The organism is Mucilaginibacter aquariorum (assembly GCF_024498135.1).
GTDB lineage: Bacteria > Bacteroidota > Bacteroidia > Sphingobacteriales > Sphingobacteriaceae > Mucilaginibacter > Mucilaginibacter aquariorum.
In genome coordinates this window covers 103,547-122,366 of the sequence record NZ_JANHOH010000007.1, presented here as the reverse complement: position 1 = coordinate 122,366, position 18,820 = coordinate 103,547, and the positions used below count along the sequence as shown (strand labels likewise).

Sequence of the window (18,820 nt, the reverse complement as noted above, 5' to 3'; positions counted from 1 at the left end):
CTAAATTATATATCTACTATATGGTTTGGAGGTTGCTTTGCTGTTTAAGGTATAGTCCACTTTTTCTATCGACAATATGAAGTATCGCGTTTATTATTTACCAAACCCGGCACAATAAACCCTTCAAATACTCTCCTTCGGGGAAGGAAGCCCTAACCGGATGATCTTCGGGTTGGTGAAACTGATAAATGAATTGTACCTGTTTACCGGCATCAAGCGCGGCCCATGCCAGTACCTGTTTAAAAGTTTCCATATCCATAGCACCCGAGCAGGAGAAGGTGGCCAGTAAGCCGCCACTATTCAACAACTGCATACCTAAACGGTTCAGATCTTTATAAGCGCGTGATGCCCTGTCAAGCGCAGAACGCGATGGCGCGTATTTAGGCGGGTCGAGCACTATGATGTCAAACTTCTCGCCTTCATCCCTAAATTTTCTGAGCTGAACGTTCACATCAGATTTGAAGCCGTTGTGTTGCATGCCTCCACCGTAATTATTCAGTTCGATATTTTTTTCCAATGTTTCCAGTGCCAATGCAGAACTATCTACACTGGTTACTGATGCCGCGCCGTGTTTGATCGCATTTAAAGTAAAGCCACCGGTATAGCAAAAACAATCTAAAACTTTTTTGCCTTTGGCGTAGCTTGCCAGTAACTCGCGGTTATAACGCTGATCGCAGTAAAAGCCCGATTTTTGCCCTTCGGCGATATTAATGCCGTAGCTTATGCCATTCTCTTTCACATATACCAGTTCGGGCGGTTGGTTACCCGCCAACAATACATTGGTAGTTTCCAAACCTTCGTGCTGGCGCGAAGTAGCATCACTTTTATCAAAGATGCTTGCAGGATTAAGCAGGGCTTTTAACTCATCTATTATAACAGGCATAACATTTTGCATGCCCGATGTTAGCACTTGTACCGCTAAATGATCGGCATATTTATCTACTATTAAACCCGGCAGATAGTCCGATTCACTAAATATCAGCCTGCAGGTATCGGTAGTACCATCGGCCAAAATGTGGGCACGGCCGGCAACCGAAGTTCTTATCTTATCACGAAACCAGTTATCGTCAACCGGGGTATTCTCGTCCCACTCCAGCAAACGTACCGCTACGCGCGATTGATCGTTATAAAAGCCATAGGCCAGGAAATCTTTTTTGCTGTCAAGCAGGCGTATAATATCACCATTGGCGGGTTTGCCCTTAACATTATCAATAGCTCCCGAAAACACCCAGGGGTGCTTATGTAATACTGCCTTCTCTTTCCCCTTTTTTAATACAACATCGATCATGGGTGCAAAGGTAATAATATCGGCGCCAAAGTTATTGTCTGTCCGGGATAGGGGTATTCTTCAAAGGTGATATCACCCTTCTGCTTAGTCTTGCGTTATTGGCTGATGATGCGCGTGGCATGCTTCTGCACATTGGCGGCAGGCATCGGCACATATCTGGCAATGGTCGTGCTGGTGCATGCCGCACTCTTCGGCGCACATCCGGCATATTTCTTCGCAAAGCACTAAGTATTGATGGGCAATTTCAGATTTGCGTTGCAGTAATCTTGCTGCCTGGGTACATATATCGGCACAATCCCTATCAAGGCTTATGCACCTCACCATAGATTTTACATCCTCTTCCCGCAAACAGGCGGTTGCACAGTTTTCGCATGCGGCAACGCAGGCCAGTAATTTTTCTATTAAGGCCGTGTGATCATGATTTTCCATAACTATTGTTATTAAGTGATATTAATAACAATAAGCTATAGTTAAAAATGTTTCTATAAATTTAAATTACTCCCAGCCTTTAAGCTTTTTAAGGTAGGCAGTAAGCTCGCGGGCTATAACTTCATGTTCATTTGCATCCGGGTGACTGTCGCAGCCACTGTTAAAGCTTTTCGAGAAAAAGAATTTACTCACTTTATTATCGCCCCTGTTATTTACAAACTGCACAACCCCGGTAAGGTAGCGCTGCAAAACAGCCGTTAGCTGCGCGTTAGCCATTGGGCTTGATAAACAAACAATGCTTGCCTGTGCATACTTACTGCGAACGGTATCTATCAGCCTTACATACTCGCTGCAAAACTTTACCGAATCCTGCGGACCATCGTTCTGCCCAAGACAAATGGTTACCACATCTGGCTGGTATTGCTTAAAGTCGTAATCGAGCGAATCGTTACGCAGGTATACCTTATTATACACTTGAGGTAACAGGATATCCATATTGCAGCAGCTATGTATAAGGCCAATGCCCGCCACCGCGGTTAACTGCCACTGGGCGTTTAAGGCACGCGATGTACGCGCACCATAAGTAAGATAGGCATTATGCTGATCGTACCATTGTCCCTTGCCACAGGCTATTTCTGAAGCATCTACACCCGCGCCAGCGGTTATCGAATCGCCAATGTATTCTATCATTCGCCGGGGTTGGTTAAACGGCAAAAGCTTTTCGCATATCAAACCTACAAATTCCAGGTAACCCATGCCCGATTCTGTATCCTTACAAATAAGCAGGGTATGTTCCCCATTAGTTAGCCCCTTAGCTATTTGGATGGTATTTGTTTTACCCGTTGTTTGGATACGTTGTGGCTTACCATCTATAACTACTTCTATATAGTTATGCGTTTTACCAAACAGTTCTTCATCGTTTATTAACAACTGGCAGGATGAGCCCTTAAATTTTGTAGTAATGTATACCCCCGGCGACCAAAACCTTGGCTTTTCGGGATTCGTAAAATCTACCCGGCCCGTATATTTAAAATGTTTGTTATCGGCTTTAAACAGTTTGGGTGAAGCTTTACCGGATGCAAACATGGCAGATAGTAATAGCGCGAAGAATATAGCGAAGAAGGTGTTTCTCATTATAGATGGTACAATCGGTCAGCATAAAAGTAAACAACCTTAGTTTATCACCCTAATACTTTTATATCAATTTAGGCATAAAAAAGGGTGGATACTTTACAGCATCCACCCTTTTGATAGTCCTTTATAAGAACATTAGTTATTATCGTCTTCAGGATCATCTGTTGCCAGGCCTACAACTTTATAAACCTTTTTGTTATCGTTGTCGCGTTGCTCCTGGAAATAAGTTCCGTCTGGTGCAACATATAATTTCTCACCGTTAACTTTTATTTTACGGCTATCTTCAGGCAAAGTTGTTAAGATATCACCTATTTGGTATGGCTGATAATCGGCATCAGAGCCACCACCATCTGTATTCAGTTCGCCATCTTTACCGGCCACTTCATATACAACGGTACCATCATCTTTAGTTACCGCACGGTAATAAACACCGTTCGATTCGTAGTACTGCTCACCGTTTATGGTTATTGGATCTGCTTTTGAAGGTAACGAATTTACCTGTGCACCAACTGGTGGCTCAACCACAGTATATTGATTGTCGTTATATTGATAGTATAAACCATCGCTGTAATAGTACTGGTAATCGCCCCAATAAAATGGGTAATATCCGTAAGGCAATACACCTATGCTGAAACCAATTCTTGGCAGGTAATATGAGTTGTAATAACCACGATAGTTATAATAACCACGGTTAAAATAACGTGAACCGTAACCACCTCTGTAACCGTATCCATAACGGCCATAGTTACCACCACGGTATCCGTATGAGCCACGGTATCCACCACGGCCATAATTACCGGTGTAAGGGCGGCCTACATTTGGACGGTGACCTAAACTTGCGCTGTTGTTATAACCATTTGGCCTAACACCAACACTTGGGCGATTAAAACCACCCGGCCTGCTTACGCCAACATTACCACTTGACGGACGGGTAAAACCACCTGAAGGGCGACTCATACCAACGTTTCCGCCTGATGGACGGCTAATCGTACCTGATGGACGGCTTATGCCTACATTACCACCTGATGGCCTGCTAAAACCGCCACCACCACCGCCTGATGAAGGACGACTAACGCTACCGCCGCCGCCACCACCGCCACCACCCGATGAGGGTCTGCCGCCACCACCGCCACCGCCGCCTCTATGCTGTGCGTTGGCAGAAAGGCCTAAGCCCAGGAACAACATCCCGCTTAGGGCCACACTTAATAATTTTTTATATCCTGTTTTCATTTTGAATTTTATAATCGATCAGCCTGTTAATGCTGAAGTGTATATATGACTACGAAATACATCAACGGTTTAATTGATGTTTAATTATTTTTTATACAATAAATGAGCCGCTAACAGCCCTATTTGTCAGGCTTATATCCTTATTAGATATCTTCGGATATAAACAGGAAATCTTCATCAAAATTGAGGCTGATAAAACCATCATTTGTAGTAATGAATTCATTGCCCATCTTAGCCGCCAAACCACTTGTTTGTAAGTTTAAATATAGGGATAAGATGCGGATAATTTCGCCGGCCGGTTTCCATTTGCTAAACTCGGAATTTACCGCGTATATTTTTTGGTCGCCGCTAAATATTACCAGGTTAATTTTACCGGCAAAGGGCACAAAATCATCCAGCTTTACATCATCAGCAACTATATTAACCGCTTTGTATTCGTTTTGTATGAGATAGTTTAAGGCGGCTTCAACCTGTGATGAGCTCCCCTGCGGGACCAGCTTTACATCAGATTGCAGGCTTTCGTCAATTTCATCCGCTATAATAATGTCTATCTTTATTTCGTAGGTGTTTATTTGTTCGGCAACCAGGGGTGTTGTGATAACCGTTGGGCTCCACTCCAATAACTGGCCAAGTAATTCTTCGGAAAAATTATTTAGCCCGAGTACCAGCAGCGCCGGTTCCTGTTTTTCGCGAACAATGTGGTGGGATGACATTATATTATTAGGTGCAGATGAATAATTTTGTCAAAGGTAATTTAAATAAATAGTTTTAGTATTCGTTAGCATACAGGTGGCCGAAAATGATATCCGGATAAAGCGTAAAATAATCCATATTGATATGGACGCATTTTACGCATCTGTTGAACAACGCGACAATCCCGAGTATCGCGGCAAACCCCTGGTAGTTGGCGGCTTGCCCGAAGGACGGGGAGGCGTTGTTGCCACCGCCAGTTACGAAGCACGTAAATTCGGGATCCGGTCGGCAATGCCATCCAAGCAGGCATTACAGCTTTGTCCGCATGCTATTTTTGTAAGGCCACGGTTTGCCGCTTATAAAGAAGTATCACAAAAGATCCGTGAGATCTTCGGTCGCTATACCGATCTGATAGAACCCCTTTCGTTAGATGAAGCCTACCTGGATGTTACCAACGATAAGCTAAACATAGGCTCGGCTATTGAAATTGCCCAACAAATAAAACAGGCTATAAAAGATGAACTGAACCTTACAGCTTCTGCAGGGGTATCGGTAAATAAGTTTGTGGCCAAAATTGCTTCGGATATTAAGAAGCCCGATGGATTAACCTTTATAGGCCCATCATCGGTTGAAAGTTTTATTGAGAACCTGCCGGTAGAAAAATTTTACGGCGTGGGTAAGGTTACTGCCGATAAAATGAAGAAGCAGGGCCTGTTTACCGGCGCCGACTTAAAGAAGCTAACAGAAAATGAAATGATAACGCAGTTTGGCAAAGCCGGCGCATTTTATTATCGCATAGTAAGAGGCATTGATGACCGCGATGTACAACCGCATCGTGAAACAAAATCAATGGGGGCCGAAGATACCTTTGCTTACGACCTGACGGGCATTGACGAGATGTATGCCGAGTTAGAAAAAATCGCCAAAACGGTGCACGACCGCCTGCTTCGATATCAATTAAAAGGCCGCACCATCACGCTTAAAATAAAATACAGCGATTTCAGGCAGATCACCCGGAGCTTATCTCTGCCAAATTGCACCGATGATTTTGATAGTATATTAAATACATCTAAAAACCTGCTTGCCGCTACCGATACCGAAAACAGCCGCATAAGATTACTTGGAATTACAGTTTCCAATTTTATCCCAGTAGAAACCAAGAGCATCCCGCCTTCTGACCAACTGAGACTGTTTGATATTTGAAATAATTCAAATAAAATACAACATTTCAATAATTATCCTAAAAAAACATATCTAACCCTGTTATATTTTATATATATATCATTTTATTGATAAAAAAGGCGTTTTACACCTTGCTAAAACAATCAATTTGAATGAATTTTTCATTTTTTTTGTGATTTTTTAAAAATAATTATAAAATAATATGATTTTTATTGACAAATTGATTTTAATATTCTTATTTTAGCATATGCATTTGAAAGAAGCCAGGCATATTTTTATATTTTTATTAGTATTTGATACTATTGGCTCAATTATTTTAACTGTTTTTAAACAAAAGACCGAAGCTTTAAAGGCTTTTTCCGCAAAAATAAAGGCCGAAGGCAAAAAAGAGACGTTCCAACCCGGTGTTTACACCATTAACAGGTCTATTTTTTTTGAAAACAGGTTAAATCCATTACAACTATTTGCATACAATACAACAGCTGCATTAAACACCGCGACAGTTTATATAAATGGATCAAATTACAATTTTAGTAAACCGGCATCAGCTTACAGGTTGCACCCTGAGCTGATGCTATTTCCGAAACACTCATTTTGGTGAACTACCCGGGCCGATAGTTAAAGATCGTACCCCTCATAATACTGACCCCTAATACTAACTATTAACTAACCTTTTCCACTTAAAACAAAAAAATGAAAAAAATTGTACCCTTTGGCATCCTCATTATTGTTGTTATACTGGCGTTTATGTACCCGGGTAACGTAGCGGCTGCCAAACCCGCAACAACTTACATTGGTGCCGATATTGCCTGGATGCTTATCTCAACCGCTCTTGTATTATTAATGACACCGGGCCTTGCCTTCTTTTACGGCGGTATGGTGCGTAAAAAGAACGTTATCTCTACCATGCTGCAAAGCTTTGTTTGTATGGGCCTTATCACTATCATCTGGGTAGTATTTGGTTTCAGCATGGCTTTCGGTGATGATGTAGGCGGTTTAGGCTTAATTGGTAACCCTAAATCATTTTTCATGATGCAGAACACTTTAGGAGTTGCCTGGTTAGGTGGTACTATCCCGGTTATTCTTTTCGCTATGTTCCAGTTAAAATTCGCGGTTATTACACCAGCGCTTATTACAGGTGCATTTGCTGAGCGTATCCGTTTCAATTCTTACCTGATCTTCATCACCCTTTTCATCATTATAATTTACATCCCTCTTGCTCACGCTACATGGCACCCGCAAGGTATCTTCTTTAAATATGGTGTGTTAGACTTTGCCGGTGGTACCGTTGTACACATGTCTGCTGGTTGGGCTGCGCTTGCATCTGCACTATATCTTAAAAAACGTACCGGTGCCGAAGAAGCACACCATCCTGCACGTATTAGCTACGTAATATTAGGTACAGGTTTACTTTGGTTTGGCTGGTTTGGTTTCAATGCCGGTTCTGCCTTAGGTGCAGGTGAGCTTGCTGCTACCGCATTAGGTACAACAACTACTGCATCTGCTGCTGCTGCCATGTCGTGGATATTCTTTGACATATTAAGAGGTAAAAAACCATCTGCAATGGGTGCTTGTATTGGCGCTGTTGTAGGCTTGGTTGCTGTAACACCTGCTGCAGGTTATATTACCATATCAAGCTCGCTTATTGTGGGTATTGTTGCCGCGGTTGTAAGTAACCTGGTGGTTATCTGGAGAAGCAAAACCAATATTGATGATACATTAGACGTATTCCCTTGCCATGGTGTAGGTGGTATGGTTGGTATGTTAATGACCGGTATCTTCGCTACCAAAGCGGTTAACGGCGCTGGTGCCGAAGGCTTAGCTTATGGCGAAACCGCATTATTTATCAAACATGTTGTTGCATTAGTTGCTGTATCGGCATTTGCCTTTGTAGGTGCATTTATCCTGCTTAAAGTAACTGACCTGATCAGCCCGTTACGTGTAACCCCTGAAGAAGAACTTGCAGGTTTGGACGTAACACAACACGATGAAGAACTATAATAACTGAACTATAATTGACTGACTAACTAACGAAGAAAAGGGGGTGCGAAAGCATCCCTTTTTTGATTTAAGGGGTTTTATAATCCGTGTCATTTCGAACGAGCCGGGGCTGGGTAGAGCGGTGGTGCGAGGAGAAATCTTGTTCGAAATGCAAATTGGATATACGTGCGGGCTACATATCACTTTGAACAGGATTTCTCACTATCGTTCGAAATGACAGGTTGGTTAATTATTAAATCTTAACCCCAACCCTGCTTCATCATTCAACACCCATTTACCGTTATTAAACCCAGGCATTTTATAAGGGTTATTGGTTGTTAAAAAGGGACCATCCAGATCGGCCCAATCACATTGTGGGGCGAGGGCGGCGGCGGCAAGTGTGGCGCAGCTGGTTTCGCTCATGCAGCCTATCAGTATTTTTAAACGCAGTTCGCGGGCTTTGTTTATCATTTGCCGCGCTTCGTACATCCCGGCAGATTTCATCAGTTTTATATTGATGCCATGATAAACATCTTTGGCTTTTTCTACATCAGCCAAACGCTGTACCGCTTCATCACCAATAATAGGGATGGGGCTGTGTTCGGTTATCCAGGCATTACCATCTATATCGGTTTTTAGCATGGGCTGTTCTATCAGTTGCACACCCTGCTCTGCAAGCCAGTAGATCAGATCGAGGCTTTGCTTGCGGTCTGTCCAGCCCTGGTTGGCATCCACATACAGCGGCACATCAGTAACCGACCGTATGGTTTTTATCAGTTCTTTATCGCTATCACGCCCTAATTTTACTTTTATCACTTTCAAGCCTACGGCCTCTTTAACTTTTTGAAGTATCACTTCTTTGGTATCTATCCCAACAGTAAAACTGGTTACCGGCATTTTTGGAGGATCGCTGCCTAAAAGTTTCCAGCAGGGCTGGCCCTTTAGTTTGCCGTCAAAGTCATGCAGGGCAATATCAATAGCTGCTTTTATGGCCGGGTTACCGGGGGCAATGCTATCCAGGTAATTGATGATAGCGGCAAAATCAAATGGATATTTAAACTGACTGACATCAACTTTACTCAAAAAATCATTCGCACTTTGGTGGCTTTCGCCCATATAGGGCACCATGGAGGCCTCGCCATAGCCGGTGTAACCCTCGTGTGCTATCTGCACCAACATCAATGGTGTCGACGTTCGCGAAAATTTAGCGATGGTAAAAGGGTGCTTTAGCAGTAATTCGAAGGATTGATAAGTAAGCTGCATGTCAAATCTCAAAGCTAAAATATTCCTGTTAAATTCATGCTTATCTTTGCGGCCATGCCGGCACAAATTTACGCACCGTTCGAAAAGTTCAATTTCAGCAATAACAAGTGTTTCCTAACGGGAGATGCTTTGCAAAGCGAGGAAGAAAAGATCCAGGTTTTCCCACAATGGCTAATGAGTCTTTACAACCTGGAAGACCAGCCTTTTAAATTGCTTGACGAAAGCATTGCCACTTATAAGGACTTGAAAATACCCTGCTCGGCCCATATTAATGATGCGTTTTTAGAACCACTGGAGAACGAAATTGCCGAAGCTTTCAGCAAAGGTTACGAGGGCGTAAAAGCGCTGGATGAACTAAGACTGTTCCAGTGGACCAGCAAATTATTGTACGGTATCATCTTCAATGAGATCCAGTCGGGTATAAAAATGATGCATGCGCAGGGCGAGGAGTTTAATATTTCCCAATCTATCATCCATAAGTTTAGTCACCTGCATTTAATGCTGCAAAGTGTTAACCTGCCCATACATTTCGAGGAGTTTAAACCCTTTAGCCTGTTTTTGTTTAAGGTTGATAATAATGAAACAGAGTTTGGCTACCGCGACGAGATAAACACCCAGACATTTGCCCTACGGATAAAAGATTTTGGTATGGTGATATGCCTGCAGGATAACAACACTAATTTTAGTTATCATCGCAAAATTTACGATCAGATAAAAGACGACGTTCTGCATCCAATACAGTTCGAAGAATTCTCGGGAAGGGTATTCTATTCTAATTATTTGTTTAACCGCCTGCCCGAATACAATATTTTGCCCGTTGGTGAAGATGTTTACATTGAAGACATGCCCCTGCGTGGTATAAGCAGCAAACCATTATTTGACGAATGGACAAACAAGATCTACGGGCAGGTGCTTGAAAATTTCTGGAAAAATTGGGGCTTCCTATTGTTAGAGATCATCAAAAACCCTGAAAAACCCATGAGTTTTTTGTTCGACGCAGATGGCAATAAGATAAGCGCAAATTCAATTGAATTGCCCCGTTAAAACTTCTGGATAAACTCGTTTATAACATTGTGATGAAGCGCAAAAGTGATGATGATGCCGCTTAAAGCACCAAACAAGTGGGCATCATGATTAACATTATCCCGTGCGTGTTTTGATGCGAAGTGACAATACACCAGGTACAATATCCCAAAGATCCAGGCAGGTATCGGTATCGGAATAAATATTAACCCCATTTGCGAAGTGGGAGAAAACATAATAAAGCTAAATATTACAGCGCTTATAGCGCCCGAAGCGCCAAGGCTATTATACCAGATATCCTCTTTATGCTTTTGAATAGATGGGAGGTCGCTTAGTATCAAGCTTACAATATACAGCAGCGCAAATTGCCAGTGCCCCAACAACACTTCTAACTGAAAAGCAAAGAAATAGTAGGATAGCATGTTAAAGAACAGGTGGTTCCAGTCTTTATGGATCAAACCACTGGTAATAACGGTATAAACCCGTTGCCCGCGCGATACGCCGTAGGGGTTCAGTATAAAATTGGCGTATATATTTTCGTTAGAAAAGGCCCACAAAGAAGTAGCCAGTGTTATTGCAAATATAATTGACGCCACCGGCGACGCCATGAAAATTTCCATCATCTCAGATCGAGTTTAGTATTATTTAATAACCTGCCTATTGGGTAACGCAGGTAAGTTTTTTCAAAATAAGGAGAATTGCGGTAAACAAAGTTTAATTGCGCCCCGGCACTGTTAGCCAATTTAGGATCGGCAGCCTTTGCTTCATCCAGTTTTTTACGCAGTTCGGGGTCGTTCTTTAGCATAGTGGCAGCAACATCCTCAAAAACATAATCAGAGAAGTATTCCTTTTGACCCAGCATGCTGTCAAAAAAGTTCCATGCAAAAAAGGAATCTACACCTTGTGGTTCCAGGGTTTCAACAATGTAGCGGTTAATGGGTTGGTTAACGTATACTACATAATCGCCCTCGTAAAACCTTACTTTTGTATCAACAGGATTTAGCTTTACGTTGCTATGCAGGTAATGCCCTTCGTATGGTTTTACACCGGTTTTGTAATCGCCAATGTAATACATCTGCAAAGCAAGTGTGGTATCATGCGCCAGCCGGCTCATGACAACTTTATTCAGCTTAAACAGATCAATAACCTTCCCCCATGCCTGTGGGATAATATAAGCAACCGGTTTATCGGCAGTGGCGCTTGCTTTGTAAGTATTGTAGTATTTTATGGTTTTGCTATAGGGTTTATCCCGGTCATAATACAGCCGTTTTAAGCCGCTTACCTCGCTTGTTTTATACTGGGCGGCATAGCCTTTAAAGGTTATGGTATCTACCTTGCTTTCATCCAATACCCAGCTCAACCCGAACGTTTTCTGCTGACTCACTTCGGCATCAACCTGCTTTTTCATTGTGCCTAACAGCTTTGCATCACGCTGGCAAATGCTTATAAGGTTTTGCATAAACGCATAGGTTGCCCACACGCGTTTATCAAAAGGCTTTAGCATGTGCGTTTCCGTCATGTAGCTGATAATGTTGTGTTGCACCGCAAAGCCTGTAGAAAAGCGTGGCGTTTCCATAAAACTTACTATGCCAGAATCGGGCAGACCTTGTTCGCCGGCACCGTATGGTATCATTTCATAGCCACTTTTTTTCATTCCCTTATACAGATCGGGCGTAAGGGTTTTATCCGTATAGTTGGCCAGTACCGGGTTTTGCTTATCCTTTTGGGTTTCTATCAGCGTCATTACATACTGGTAGTCGGCACCATCGCTGGTATGGTTATCCAGCAAAACTTCGGGCTGCCAGGTGTTCAGGATCTGCGCGAAGGCCAAAGCGTTCTTGCTATCGGCTTTTATAAAATCGCGGTTAAGATCAAGGTTACGGTAATTACCCCTAAAGCCATAAGCACGCGGCCCATTTTGGTTTATGCGCGATACCCCACGGTTAATGCTGCCATCGATGTTGTACAACGCTATAAAGCACAGCACTACATCTTTGGGTAATTGATTTTTCTTTAGCAGGTCGCGCACCAGCATCATACTGGCATCAATACCTTCCGGCTCGCCGGGGTGGATGCCGTTGTTAATAAGCAGTACACGCTTGTTCTGCTTTTTTATTAGGGCAGGATCAAACACCTTATCTTTTGATAATACAACCAGCGTTAAAGGCTTGCCAATATCTGTTGAGCCATAGTTAAACAGCCGCATTTGTGGTTGCTGTTTGCTCAGGTTTTGGTAGTAGCTAATAACTTCGGCGTAAGCGGCTGTATAGTTTTTATCTTTACTTTGCTCAAATGGGGTTAATTGGGCATATCCGTGTAGACAAGAAAAAAGCAAAAACGACAAAAAAATATTTTTTTTCATAGAATTAATTACCGTCGATGATTTCGGCTTGTTGTTTCCTGGGCAAACTTTTAAAGACCAGTTCATAAGAGTGGTCTACCATATCGCGCAGTTGTTTGTTGGTTAAAGATCCATCGGTATGTACAGTGTTCCAATGTTTTTTATTCATGTGGTAGCCGGGCTCAACTTCGCTAAACTGTTCGCGTAGTTCAATGGCTTTTTCCGGGTCGCACTTTACGTTAAAGCTGGGTGAATCTAATCCGGTAAGCAGAAATATTTTATCACCTACTTTAAAAACCAAAGTATCCTCGCCAAAAGGGAAACTTTCTGTAACGCCCGGCTTTTGCAGGCAGTAGTCACGTAGCTCTTCAATGTTCATTAGTACCCCCTTATCTCTTTATCATAAGAATTTTGACCACCAAAATTAACTTTTATCCCAACGGTTATTTGCCTGTACTGGTCAAGCGCGTTATTTTTAAATTTTGTTGATGGATCTGCATAGCCGTCTATACCTTCACCAAAGGTTAGGTTATGCTGATATCCTATATCAAGGCGAACGTTTGGCTGGTCGTACTCGTTATAAAACTTAAACTCGTAACCAAAACGCAATGGAACAATCAGGTTAATACCACTATCTTTCCCCGGGAATACATATGTAGGGTCTATAACACTGGTCCGCTGCACTTTAACATCATTAGAAATACCACCTATACCGGCCCCCAAATAAAAATTCTTCAGAATATTTAACAGTGTACTTCCCTGGTAATTTATGAGCTCGCCCGCCTGCACGTCCATATGTAGTATTACCGCCTTGTAGTTGTTCTCGAATACGCGGCCGTCCCTATCTATTTTTAAATCAGTGCTGCCTCCTGATAGCTTCCCGAGCTGAAACTCAAGGCCTATTGGCACATAAGGTGTATAAAAATAATTGAAAGTTACAGCATATGATAGATTCTTATCTTGTCTTTTAAGATCGGCGTATGCCTGGTTTGAGCTAACGCTTACACCAATGCCATATGTTGCATAATTTAAGCTACTCTGTGCTTTTGCTTTATAAAACACTAACGCCAACACAATTACTAAAAGATACTTTTTCAATGAATTTTATGTTTGATATTTACAATTTGGCTGCCGGGTGAAAAATCCCGGCAAATAAATTTCACTAATATAGGCTTTATATGGATTTTAACGCAACGCTAAGTTTTACAGTTACCGATAGATTTTTAAGATATGTTGTTATCGATACACAATCAGACCCGGCATCGCCAACCATACCATCAACCGAAAAACAAAAAGACCTTGGCCGATTATTGGTAGCTGAACTTTTAGAGATAGGTATTACAGACGCTCATTTAGATGAGTATGGTTATGTATACGCCACCATACTGGCTAATAGCAATAAACCCAACATACCTGTGATCTGCTTTTGCTCGCACATGGATACCGCTCCCGATTGCAGCGGGAAAGATGTAAAGCCTATTATTCATAAAAATTATAGCGGCGGTGATATCATTTTACCGGATGATAACACACAGATCATAAAACTGAAAGACCATCCCGACCTGAAAAATCAACTGGGTAACGATATTATCACCGCATCGGGCAATACATTGCTGGGGGCAGATAACAAAGCCGGTGTTGCCGAAATTATGGATGCTTGCTACCAATTAATGCAGCATCCCGAAATTAAACATGGCGCCATAAAAATACTTTTCACGCCCGATGAGGAGATTGGCCATGGCGTTGACAAGGTAAATATTGAAAAATTAGGTGCGTTTGCCGCTTACACTATTGACGGTGAAAGCGCCGGTAATATGGAGAACGAGACCTTTAGTGCCGATGGTGCTAAACTAACCATACATGGCATAAGCGCGCATCCCGGTTTTGCACAGGGTAAAATGGAAAGCGCCATTAAAATTGCCGGGCAGATAGTAGCGGCACTGCCGGATAATTTATCGCCTGAGCATACGTCAGACATGCAGGGTTTTGTACACCCGGTAGATATTAACGGCCATGTAGAAACGGCGACCATTGATTTTATCATTCGTGATTTTGAGGAAGAAAAACTGGCGGCACATGCAGATATCATCCGCCAAACAGCTAACGAAGTGCTTAAGCGTTTCCCAAACTCAACCTATACGCTGGAAACGCACGAACAATACCGCAATATGAAAAATGTATTGGCGCAAAACCCACAGATCGTAGATCATGGGATGGAAGCTATGAAGCGCGCCGGATTATCCCCAAAACTTTGCAGCATCCGTGGTGGTACGGATGGCTCCCGGTTATCTTTCATGGGTTTACCTACGCCCAATATTTTTGCAGGCGAGCATGCTTTTCACAGCAAACAGGAATGGGTATCAGTACAGGATATGCAAAAAGCAGTAGAAACCATTTTGCATTTGTGCATGGTGTGGGAAGAGAAAGCCTAAAATACCTTGTCATCCTGAGCGATAGCGAAGGATCTATTAGCGAACTGTGCATACGGTTGCATGGCGGCGAATAGATGCTTCACTATCGTTCAGCATGACAGTTTTGTTGGGTTTAGTATAACAAATTATCGTACGGGTATCTTTCTGTATGCACCTTTTTCACGTACTCATATAGCATATCCCTAAACTCGTCCAGGTTTTCTTTTTCTGTTGCGGATATAAATATGGCAGGGCTGTTATTTTTGGCCATCCAGCTATGCTTAAAGTCGTCGAGTGTTAGGGGTTCTTCGGTTACATCAACGTGATGTTGCTCGGGTACAAATGCATCTATTTTGTTAAACACGGTTATCATTTGCTTGTCGATAGCGCCCAGGTCTTTCAGTGTTTCGTTAACCGTACGGATCTGATCTTCAAAGGTAGGATGCGATATATCAACCACGTGGATCAAAATATCAGCCTCGCGCACCTCATCCAATGTCGATTTAAAACACTCAACCAAATGGTGAGGCAGTTTCCGAATAAACCCAACGGTATCCGAAAGCAGGAACGGTACATTCTCAATAACCACTTTGCGTACGGTAGTATCCAGCGTAGCAAACAGCTTGTTCTCGGCAAATACTTCAGATTTTGCCAGCATATTCATAATGGTAGATTTACCCACATTGGTATAACCCACCAATGCCACACGGATTAACTGCTGGCGGTTTTTACGTTGCGTTTCGTTCTGGCGGTCTATCAGTTTAAGGCGCTCTTTTAACAGCGAGATCTTGTTCAGGATCAAACGCCTGTCTGTTTCAATTTGCGATTCACCCGGTCCACGCATACCAATACCACCCTTCTGGCGCTCCAAGTGAGTCCAAAGGCGGGTAAGTCGTGGCAACAAATATTGTAACTGGGCAAGCTCTACCTGGGTTTTAGCCTGCGCGGTTTGCGCCCTGCCGGCAAAAATATCCAGTATCAGGTTGCTTCTGTCAAGTATCTTTACCTTTAATTCGCGTTCAATATTACGCAGTTGCGATGGCGAAAGCTCGTCATCAAACACAACAATATCTATTTCTTCGGCAACAACATATTCTCTTATCTCTTCCAGCTTACCGGTACCTACAAATGTAGAACGTTCTGGTCGCTGTAATTTTTGGGTGAAGGTATTCACAGTGAGGCCACCTGCGGTCTCAACCAAAAATTCTAATTCTTCTAAATACTCTTTTTCTCGTTCCTCGGTTTCGTTAGGCGTAATTACACCTACTAAAACCACTTTTTCCTGCTTCACAGCAGTATCATAAAATTTTTGCTTCATTTAAAAATGATTAACAATTAAAGTACAAAGGTAACAACATATATTTTTATCTTTTGTGACAGTTTTTTGTACAATTACCCTATCCACCAGTTATTTTCCAAATGCAAATTCATTCGGGCACGAGTTATAGAAGTGTACCACCATTTGCAAAGCTCCAGCCTGTCCATTCCGTACATGCTCTTTTCCAAAAACAAAAACACGTTATTCCATTCGCCGCCCTGGGCTTTGTGGCAGGTAACCGCGTAGCCAAACGTTGCTTTAAGGCATCCTAAATATTCATCCTGCCGCATAGCCTGGTTATATGCCGGCGAATTTGGTTCTATCTTTTTACCGTTCATCCTAAAGCTAAAATCTATCATCAGCTCTTTTGTCTGGTCATCGGTTAAATTACCCTTAATATGGTTTACCGCATCCAGCGAAAGCATCAGGGTGTAATCAATCTGAGCTGAGATAGGCCTTACTTTTACCTTTTGGAATTTCATGCCCGCCTTATTGGTAATAGCACCCAGTTCGCGCACCTCTACAAAATCTCCGTTAGATAGTGGCACCGTATAATTATTCTGTGTCACCAAAAGTATCTCGCCAATTTGTACCGGCTTATTCTCGTCGCCAAATAATTCGCGGCGCATATTGCGGTTTATATTTTGTACCGCCCTGTTGCTGCGGGCAATAGCCAGCGTTTCATTAGCGCCTTTAGCTTTGTAGCTCTCTAAATATTGATTGAATAACGTTTCTTCGTTTATATGCAGTTTTACATTATTCAAATCAGATGCGGGTAGTTTTGGAAAACGTGTCCAGTTGCTTTGCTGGCTCATTTCACGCACCGCACCGGCAAGTCTTAGTATATCATTCCCCGCAGTTACCCTTTCAATTTTTTGCAGGGTATACGATACCGCCACCCGGTTTTGTTTGGCCAGCCAGTCCATATCCAGCGCCGGACTAATATTCTGACCAACCGGCGGCAGTTGGCAAGGGTCGCCAACAAAAATTATTTTGTTATTACCCGCCACCTTAAAAAAATCGTCGAGCAGATTGCCGCTTCCAAAGGTTGTGAACGATACATTCTTAGGTACCTCGCAAGACAACATGGACGATTCATCAACAATATAAACCCGCTTATTTTCATCTGTAGACCGCACAAGGAACTCCAGACTCATTTGGTTGGTATCGGCAGCCTTATCCTTATGCATATAGTTATCTATGCCATCTACCTTGCTAAAGTTATAAAGCTCGCCGTGTACGGTTTTAGTTTCGAAACCTGTTTTGCCTTTTAAAACAGTGGCCGCCCGGCCGGTTGAGGCCAGCATGCAAAACTCCTGTTCGCTATCCGTAAGCATTTTTGCCAGCCGCTGCATCAGGAAAGTTTTACCCGTACCAGCATAGCCCTTTAGCACAAAAATGTCGGCAGATGGATGCTCCAAAAACTTTTCGATAGCCTTAAAAGCTGCTTTTTGTTCTGAATTTAAAGTGATCTCGGCCGACATGAACAGCTAAGATATTAAAATACATTAAACTAAAAAAATTAGCATTAATAATTTACTCATCGGTCACCCCTACTCTTGCGCTTGTCTGCGACGAGTGCTTAATGTGTCTTAGCGTCTGCGGCGCGATAAAAGAAGCGATATAATCGCAAACCCATGTTAAGCACTCGTCGCAGACGAGCGCAATGGCTGGCAAATATTATTTCAACCCTTTCACAAACTCCCGCATTGCTGCTCCGGGATCTTGCTGTTTCATAAAATTCTCGCCAATTAAAAAGCCATTAAAACCAACCGCTTTTAGCTGCTTAATAGTTTCGGTATCACTAATAGCACTTTCCGAGATCTTCATAAAATCATTGGGGATCTGATCGGCCAGTTTAAAGGAGTTTTCTACCGATACCGTGAAATCGGCCAGGTTGCGGTTATTTACGCCGATGGCATCCAGGTTAGGGTCTAAGCTACGTTCCAGCTCTTCCAGGTTATGCACTTCCAGCAGCACATTTAGTTCCAGGCTTTTTGCAAGAGCAGCCAAGTTTTTGATCTCGGCAGGGGTAAGTATGGCGGCTATCAATAGAATAATATCTGCCCCTAATGCCTTTGCCTCAATAACCTGGTACTCATCTATCATAAAATCTTTACGCAGGATAGGGATATTGGTAGCCCTGCGGGCACGGGTAACATCCATTTTGCGGCCCATAAAAAAGCCATAGTCGGTTAGTACCGAGCATGCCGAAGCGCCTGCCTCCGCATAATCTTTGGTAACATCCTTCACCAGGGCATCATCATTAATGATACCTTTTGACGGCGATTTACGCTTAAATTCCGCTATAATTCCTGTTCTGTCGGGCGCCAGTAGAAAATCTTTAAAAGAGTATGTTTCGCGGTGGAAATACTCTGATTCTTCCAGTTTGGTATAAGAGGTGCGTACCTTATCCCGTTCAACTTCCTTTTTTTTATGGGCAACTATTTTATCGAGTATGTTCATTTTATTCAAATCTATAATAAACGCCTGTCATTTCGAACGAGGTACGAGGAGAAATCTTGTTC

Annotated in this window: 18 protein-coding genes; 5 read left to right on the top strand and 13 right to left on the bottom strand. The window is 42.7% G+C overall.

Annotated features, from left to right (window positions below; translation table 11 throughout):
• Nucleotides 1–97: 97 nt before the first annotated feature.
• The 5 genes from NPE20_RS20470 to NPE20_RS20450 all read right to left on the bottom strand — a co-directional run bounded on the left by NPE20_RS20470 (nucleotide 98) and on the right by NPE20_RS20450 (nucleotide 4,794).
• A complete protein-coding gene (locus NPE20_RS20470; RefSeq protein WP_256540565.1) occupies nucleotides 98–1,288 on the bottom strand; it encodes a class I SAM-dependent rRNA methyltransferase in 1,191 nt (396 codons plus the stop codon).
• A gap of 84 nt (nucleotides 1,289–1,372) precedes the next feature.
• Entirely contained in the window at nucleotides 1,373–1,717 is a 345-nt protein-coding gene (locus NPE20_RS20465) for a four-helix bundle copper-binding protein (RefSeq protein ID WP_256540564.1), read from the bottom strand.
• 66 nt (nucleotides 1,718–1,783) lie between these two features.
• A complete protein-coding gene (locus NPE20_RS20460) occupies nucleotides 1,784–2,851 on the bottom strand; it encodes an SGNH/GDSL hydrolase family protein (protein ID WP_256540563.1) in 1,068 nt (355 codons plus the stop codon).
• Nucleotides 2,852–2,986: 135 nt separating this feature from the next.
• A complete protein-coding gene (locus NPE20_RS20455) occupies nucleotides 2,987–4,081 on the bottom strand; it encodes a DUF6515 family protein (protein ID WP_256540562.1) in 1,095 nt (364 codons plus the stop codon).
• Between the two features lie 143 nt (nucleotides 4,082–4,224).
• The gene (locus tag NPE20_RS20450) at nucleotides 4,225–4,794 is read right to left on the bottom strand and encodes a thiamine pyrophosphokinase (protein ID WP_256540561.1); all 570 of its coding nucleotides are present in this window, start codon (nucleotides 4,792–4,794) and stop codon (nucleotides 4,225–4,227) included.
• A 124-nt stretch (nucleotides 4,795–4,918) separates the two neighbouring features.
• On the opposite strand from NPE20_RS20450, the gene dinB reads away from it, so the two are divergent.
• The 3 genes from dinB to NPE20_RS20435 all read left to right on the top strand — a co-directional run bounded on the left by dinB (nucleotide 4,919) and on the right by NPE20_RS20435 (nucleotide 7,957).
• Nucleotides 4,919–5,977, top strand: a complete 1,059-nt coding sequence (gene dinB, locus NPE20_RS20445; RefSeq protein WP_435529216.1) for a DNA polymerase IV — start codon at nucleotides 4,919–4,921, stop codon at nucleotides 5,975–5,977.
• 226 nt (nucleotides 5,978–6,203) lie between these two features.
• Nucleotides 6,204–6,557: a hypothetical protein gene (locus NPE20_RS20440; protein ID WP_256540559.1), complete on the top strand. Its 354-nt coding sequence runs from the start codon at nucleotides 6,204–6,206 to the stop codon at nucleotides 6,555–6,557.
• A 92-nt stretch (nucleotides 6,558–6,649) separates the two neighbouring features.
• Nucleotides 6,650–7,957 (top strand): ammonium transporter, encoded by a 1,308-nt coding sequence (locus tag NPE20_RS20435; RefSeq protein ID WP_256540558.1) that lies wholly within the window; start codon nucleotides 6,650–6,652, stop codon nucleotides 7,955–7,957.
• A 225-nt stretch (nucleotides 7,958–8,182) separates the two neighbouring features.
• Here NPE20_RS20435 and NPE20_RS20430 read toward each other — a convergent pair whose 3' ends face one another.
• Nucleotides 8,183–9,211 carry a dipeptide epimerase gene (locus tag NPE20_RS20430; protein WP_354003282.1) on the bottom strand — a complete coding sequence of 343 codons (1,029 nt, stop codon included), beginning with the start codon at nucleotides 9,209–9,211 and terminating at the stop codon, nucleotides 8,183–8,185.
• 24 nt (nucleotides 9,212–9,235) lie between these two features.
• Here NPE20_RS20430 and NPE20_RS20425 point away from each other — a divergent pair, with 24 nt between their 5' ends.
• Nucleotides 9,236–10,243 carry a hypothetical protein gene (locus NPE20_RS20425; protein WP_256540557.1) on the top strand — a complete coding sequence of 336 codons (1,008 nt, stop codon included), beginning with the start codon at nucleotides 9,236–9,238 and terminating at the stop codon, nucleotides 10,241–10,243.
• Here NPE20_RS20425 and NPE20_RS20420 read toward each other — a convergent pair.
• The 4 genes from NPE20_RS20420 to NPE20_RS20405 are packed head-to-tail and all read right to left on the bottom strand — an operon-like array spanning nucleotide 10,240 to nucleotide 13,661.
• The gene (locus NPE20_RS20420) at nucleotides 10,240–10,845 is read right to left on the bottom strand and encodes a rhomboid family intramembrane serine protease (RefSeq protein WP_435529215.1); all 606 of its coding nucleotides are present in this window, start codon (nucleotides 10,843–10,845) and stop codon (nucleotides 10,240–10,242) included. The two genes, NPE20_RS20425 and NPE20_RS20420, sit on opposite strands and share 4 nt — an antisense overlap.
• The gene (locus NPE20_RS20415) at nucleotides 10,842–12,584 is read right to left on the bottom strand and encodes a M14 family zinc carboxypeptidase (RefSeq protein ID WP_256540556.1); all 1,743 of its coding nucleotides are present in this window, start codon (nucleotides 12,582–12,584) and stop codon (nucleotides 10,842–10,844) included. The genes NPE20_RS20420 and NPE20_RS20415 overlap by 4 nt, the downstream gene beginning before the upstream one ends.
• Nucleotides 12,585–12,588: 4 nt before the next feature.
• Nucleotides 12,589–12,942 carry an MmcQ/YjbR family DNA-binding protein gene (locus NPE20_RS20410; RefSeq protein WP_256540555.1) on the bottom strand — a complete coding sequence of 118 codons (354 nt, stop codon included), beginning with the start codon at nucleotides 12,940–12,942 and terminating at the stop codon, nucleotides 12,589–12,591.
• On the bottom strand, nucleotides 12,942–13,661 hold the full coding sequence (locus tag NPE20_RS20405) for an outer membrane beta-barrel protein (protein WP_256540554.1): 720 nt from the start codon (nucleotides 13,659–13,661) through the stop codon (nucleotides 12,942–12,944). Before NPE20_RS20405 ends, NPE20_RS20410 begins: the two co-directional genes overlap by 1 nt.
• Before the next feature lie 80 nt (nucleotides 13,662–13,741).
• Here NPE20_RS20405 and pepT point away from each other — a divergent pair, with 80 nt between their 5' ends.
• Nucleotides 13,742–14,995 (top strand): peptidase T, encoded by a 1,254-nt coding sequence (gene pepT, locus NPE20_RS20400; protein ID WP_256540553.1) that lies wholly within the window; start codon nucleotides 13,742–13,744, stop codon nucleotides 14,993–14,995.
• Nucleotides 14,996–15,107: 112 nt separating this feature from the next.
• On the opposite strand, the gene hflX is transcribed toward pepT, so the two are convergent.
• From hflX to trpC, 3 genes are all read right to left on the bottom strand, one after another.
• Nucleotides 15,108–16,292 (bottom strand): GTPase HflX, encoded by a 1,185-nt coding sequence (gene hflX, locus NPE20_RS20395; RefSeq protein ID WP_256540552.1) that lies wholly within the window; start codon nucleotides 16,290–16,292, stop codon nucleotides 15,108–15,110.
• Between the two features lie 74 nt (nucleotides 16,293–16,366).
• On the bottom strand, nucleotides 16,367–17,776 hold the full coding sequence (locus tag NPE20_RS20390) for an ATP-dependent DNA helicase (RefSeq protein ID WP_256540551.1): 1,410 nt from the start codon (nucleotides 17,774–17,776) through the stop codon (nucleotides 16,367–16,369).
• 196 nt (nucleotides 17,777–17,972) lie between these two features.
• On the bottom strand, nucleotides 17,973–18,758 hold the full coding sequence (trpC, locus tag NPE20_RS20385; RefSeq protein WP_256540550.1) for an indole-3-glycerol phosphate synthase TrpC: 786 nt from the start codon (nucleotides 18,756–18,758) through the stop codon (nucleotides 17,973–17,975).
• Nucleotides 18,759–18,820: the final 62 nt, after the last annotated feature.

Excerpts from the sequence above, each read along its gene's own strand:
- NPE20_RS20470 (WP_256540565.1), bottom strand. The coding sequence starts at position 1,288 with ATGATCGATGTTGTATTAAAAAAGGGGAAAGAGAAGGCAGTATTACAT.
- NPE20_RS20465 (WP_256540564.1), bottom strand. The coding sequence starts at position 1,717 with ATGGAAAATCATGATCACACGGCCTTAATAGAAAAATTACTGGCCTGC.
- NPE20_RS20460 (WP_256540563.1), bottom strand. The coding sequence starts at position 2,851 with ATGAGAAACACCTTCTTCGCTATATTCTTCGCGCTATTACTATCTGCC.
- NPE20_RS20455 (WP_256540562.1), bottom strand. The coding sequence starts at position 4,081 with ATGAAAACAGGATATAAAAAATTATTAAGTGTGGCCCTAAGCGGGATG.
- NPE20_RS20450 (WP_256540561.1), bottom strand. The coding sequence starts at position 4,794 with ATGTCATCCCACCACATTGTTCGCGAAAAACAGGAACCGGCGCTGCTG.
- dinB (WP_435529216.1), top strand. The coding sequence starts at position 4,919 with ATGGACGCATTTTACGCATCTGTTGAACAACGCGACAATCCCGAGTAT.
- NPE20_RS20440 (WP_256540559.1), top strand. The coding sequence starts at position 6,204 with ATGCATTTGAAAGAAGCCAGGCATATTTTTATATTTTTATTAGTATTT.
- NPE20_RS20435 (WP_256540558.1), top strand. The coding sequence starts at position 6,650 with ATGAAAAAAATTGTACCCTTTGGCATCCTCATTATTGTTGTTATACTG.
- NPE20_RS20425 (WP_256540557.1), top strand. The coding sequence starts at position 9,236 with ATGCTTATCTTTGCGGCCATGCCGGCACAAATTTACGCACCGTTCGAA.
- NPE20_RS20420 (WP_435529215.1), bottom strand. The coding sequence starts at position 10,845 with ATGATGGAAATTTTCATGGCGTCGCCGGTGGCGTCAATTATATTTGCA.
- NPE20_RS20415 (WP_256540556.1), bottom strand. The coding sequence starts at position 12,584 with ATGAAAAAAAATATTTTTTTGTCGTTTTTGCTTTTTTCTTGTCTACAC.
- NPE20_RS20410 (WP_256540555.1), bottom strand. The coding sequence starts at position 12,942 with ATGAACATTGAAGAGCTACGTGACTACTGCCTGCAAAAGCCGGGCGTT.
- pepT (WP_256540553.1), top strand. The coding sequence starts at position 13,742 with ATGGATTTTAACGCAACGCTAAGTTTTACAGTTACCGATAGATTTTTA.
- hflX (WP_256540552.1), bottom strand. The coding sequence starts at position 16,292 with ATGAAGCAAAAATTTTATGATACTGCTGTGAAGCAGGAAAAAGTGGTT.
- NPE20_RS20390 (WP_256540551.1), bottom strand. The coding sequence starts at position 17,776 with ATGTCGGCCGAGATCACTTTAAATTCAGAACAAAAAGCAGCTTTTAAG.
- trpC (WP_256540550.1), bottom strand. The coding sequence starts at position 18,758 with ATGAACATACTCGATAAAATAGTTGCCCATAAAAAAAAGGAAGTTGAA.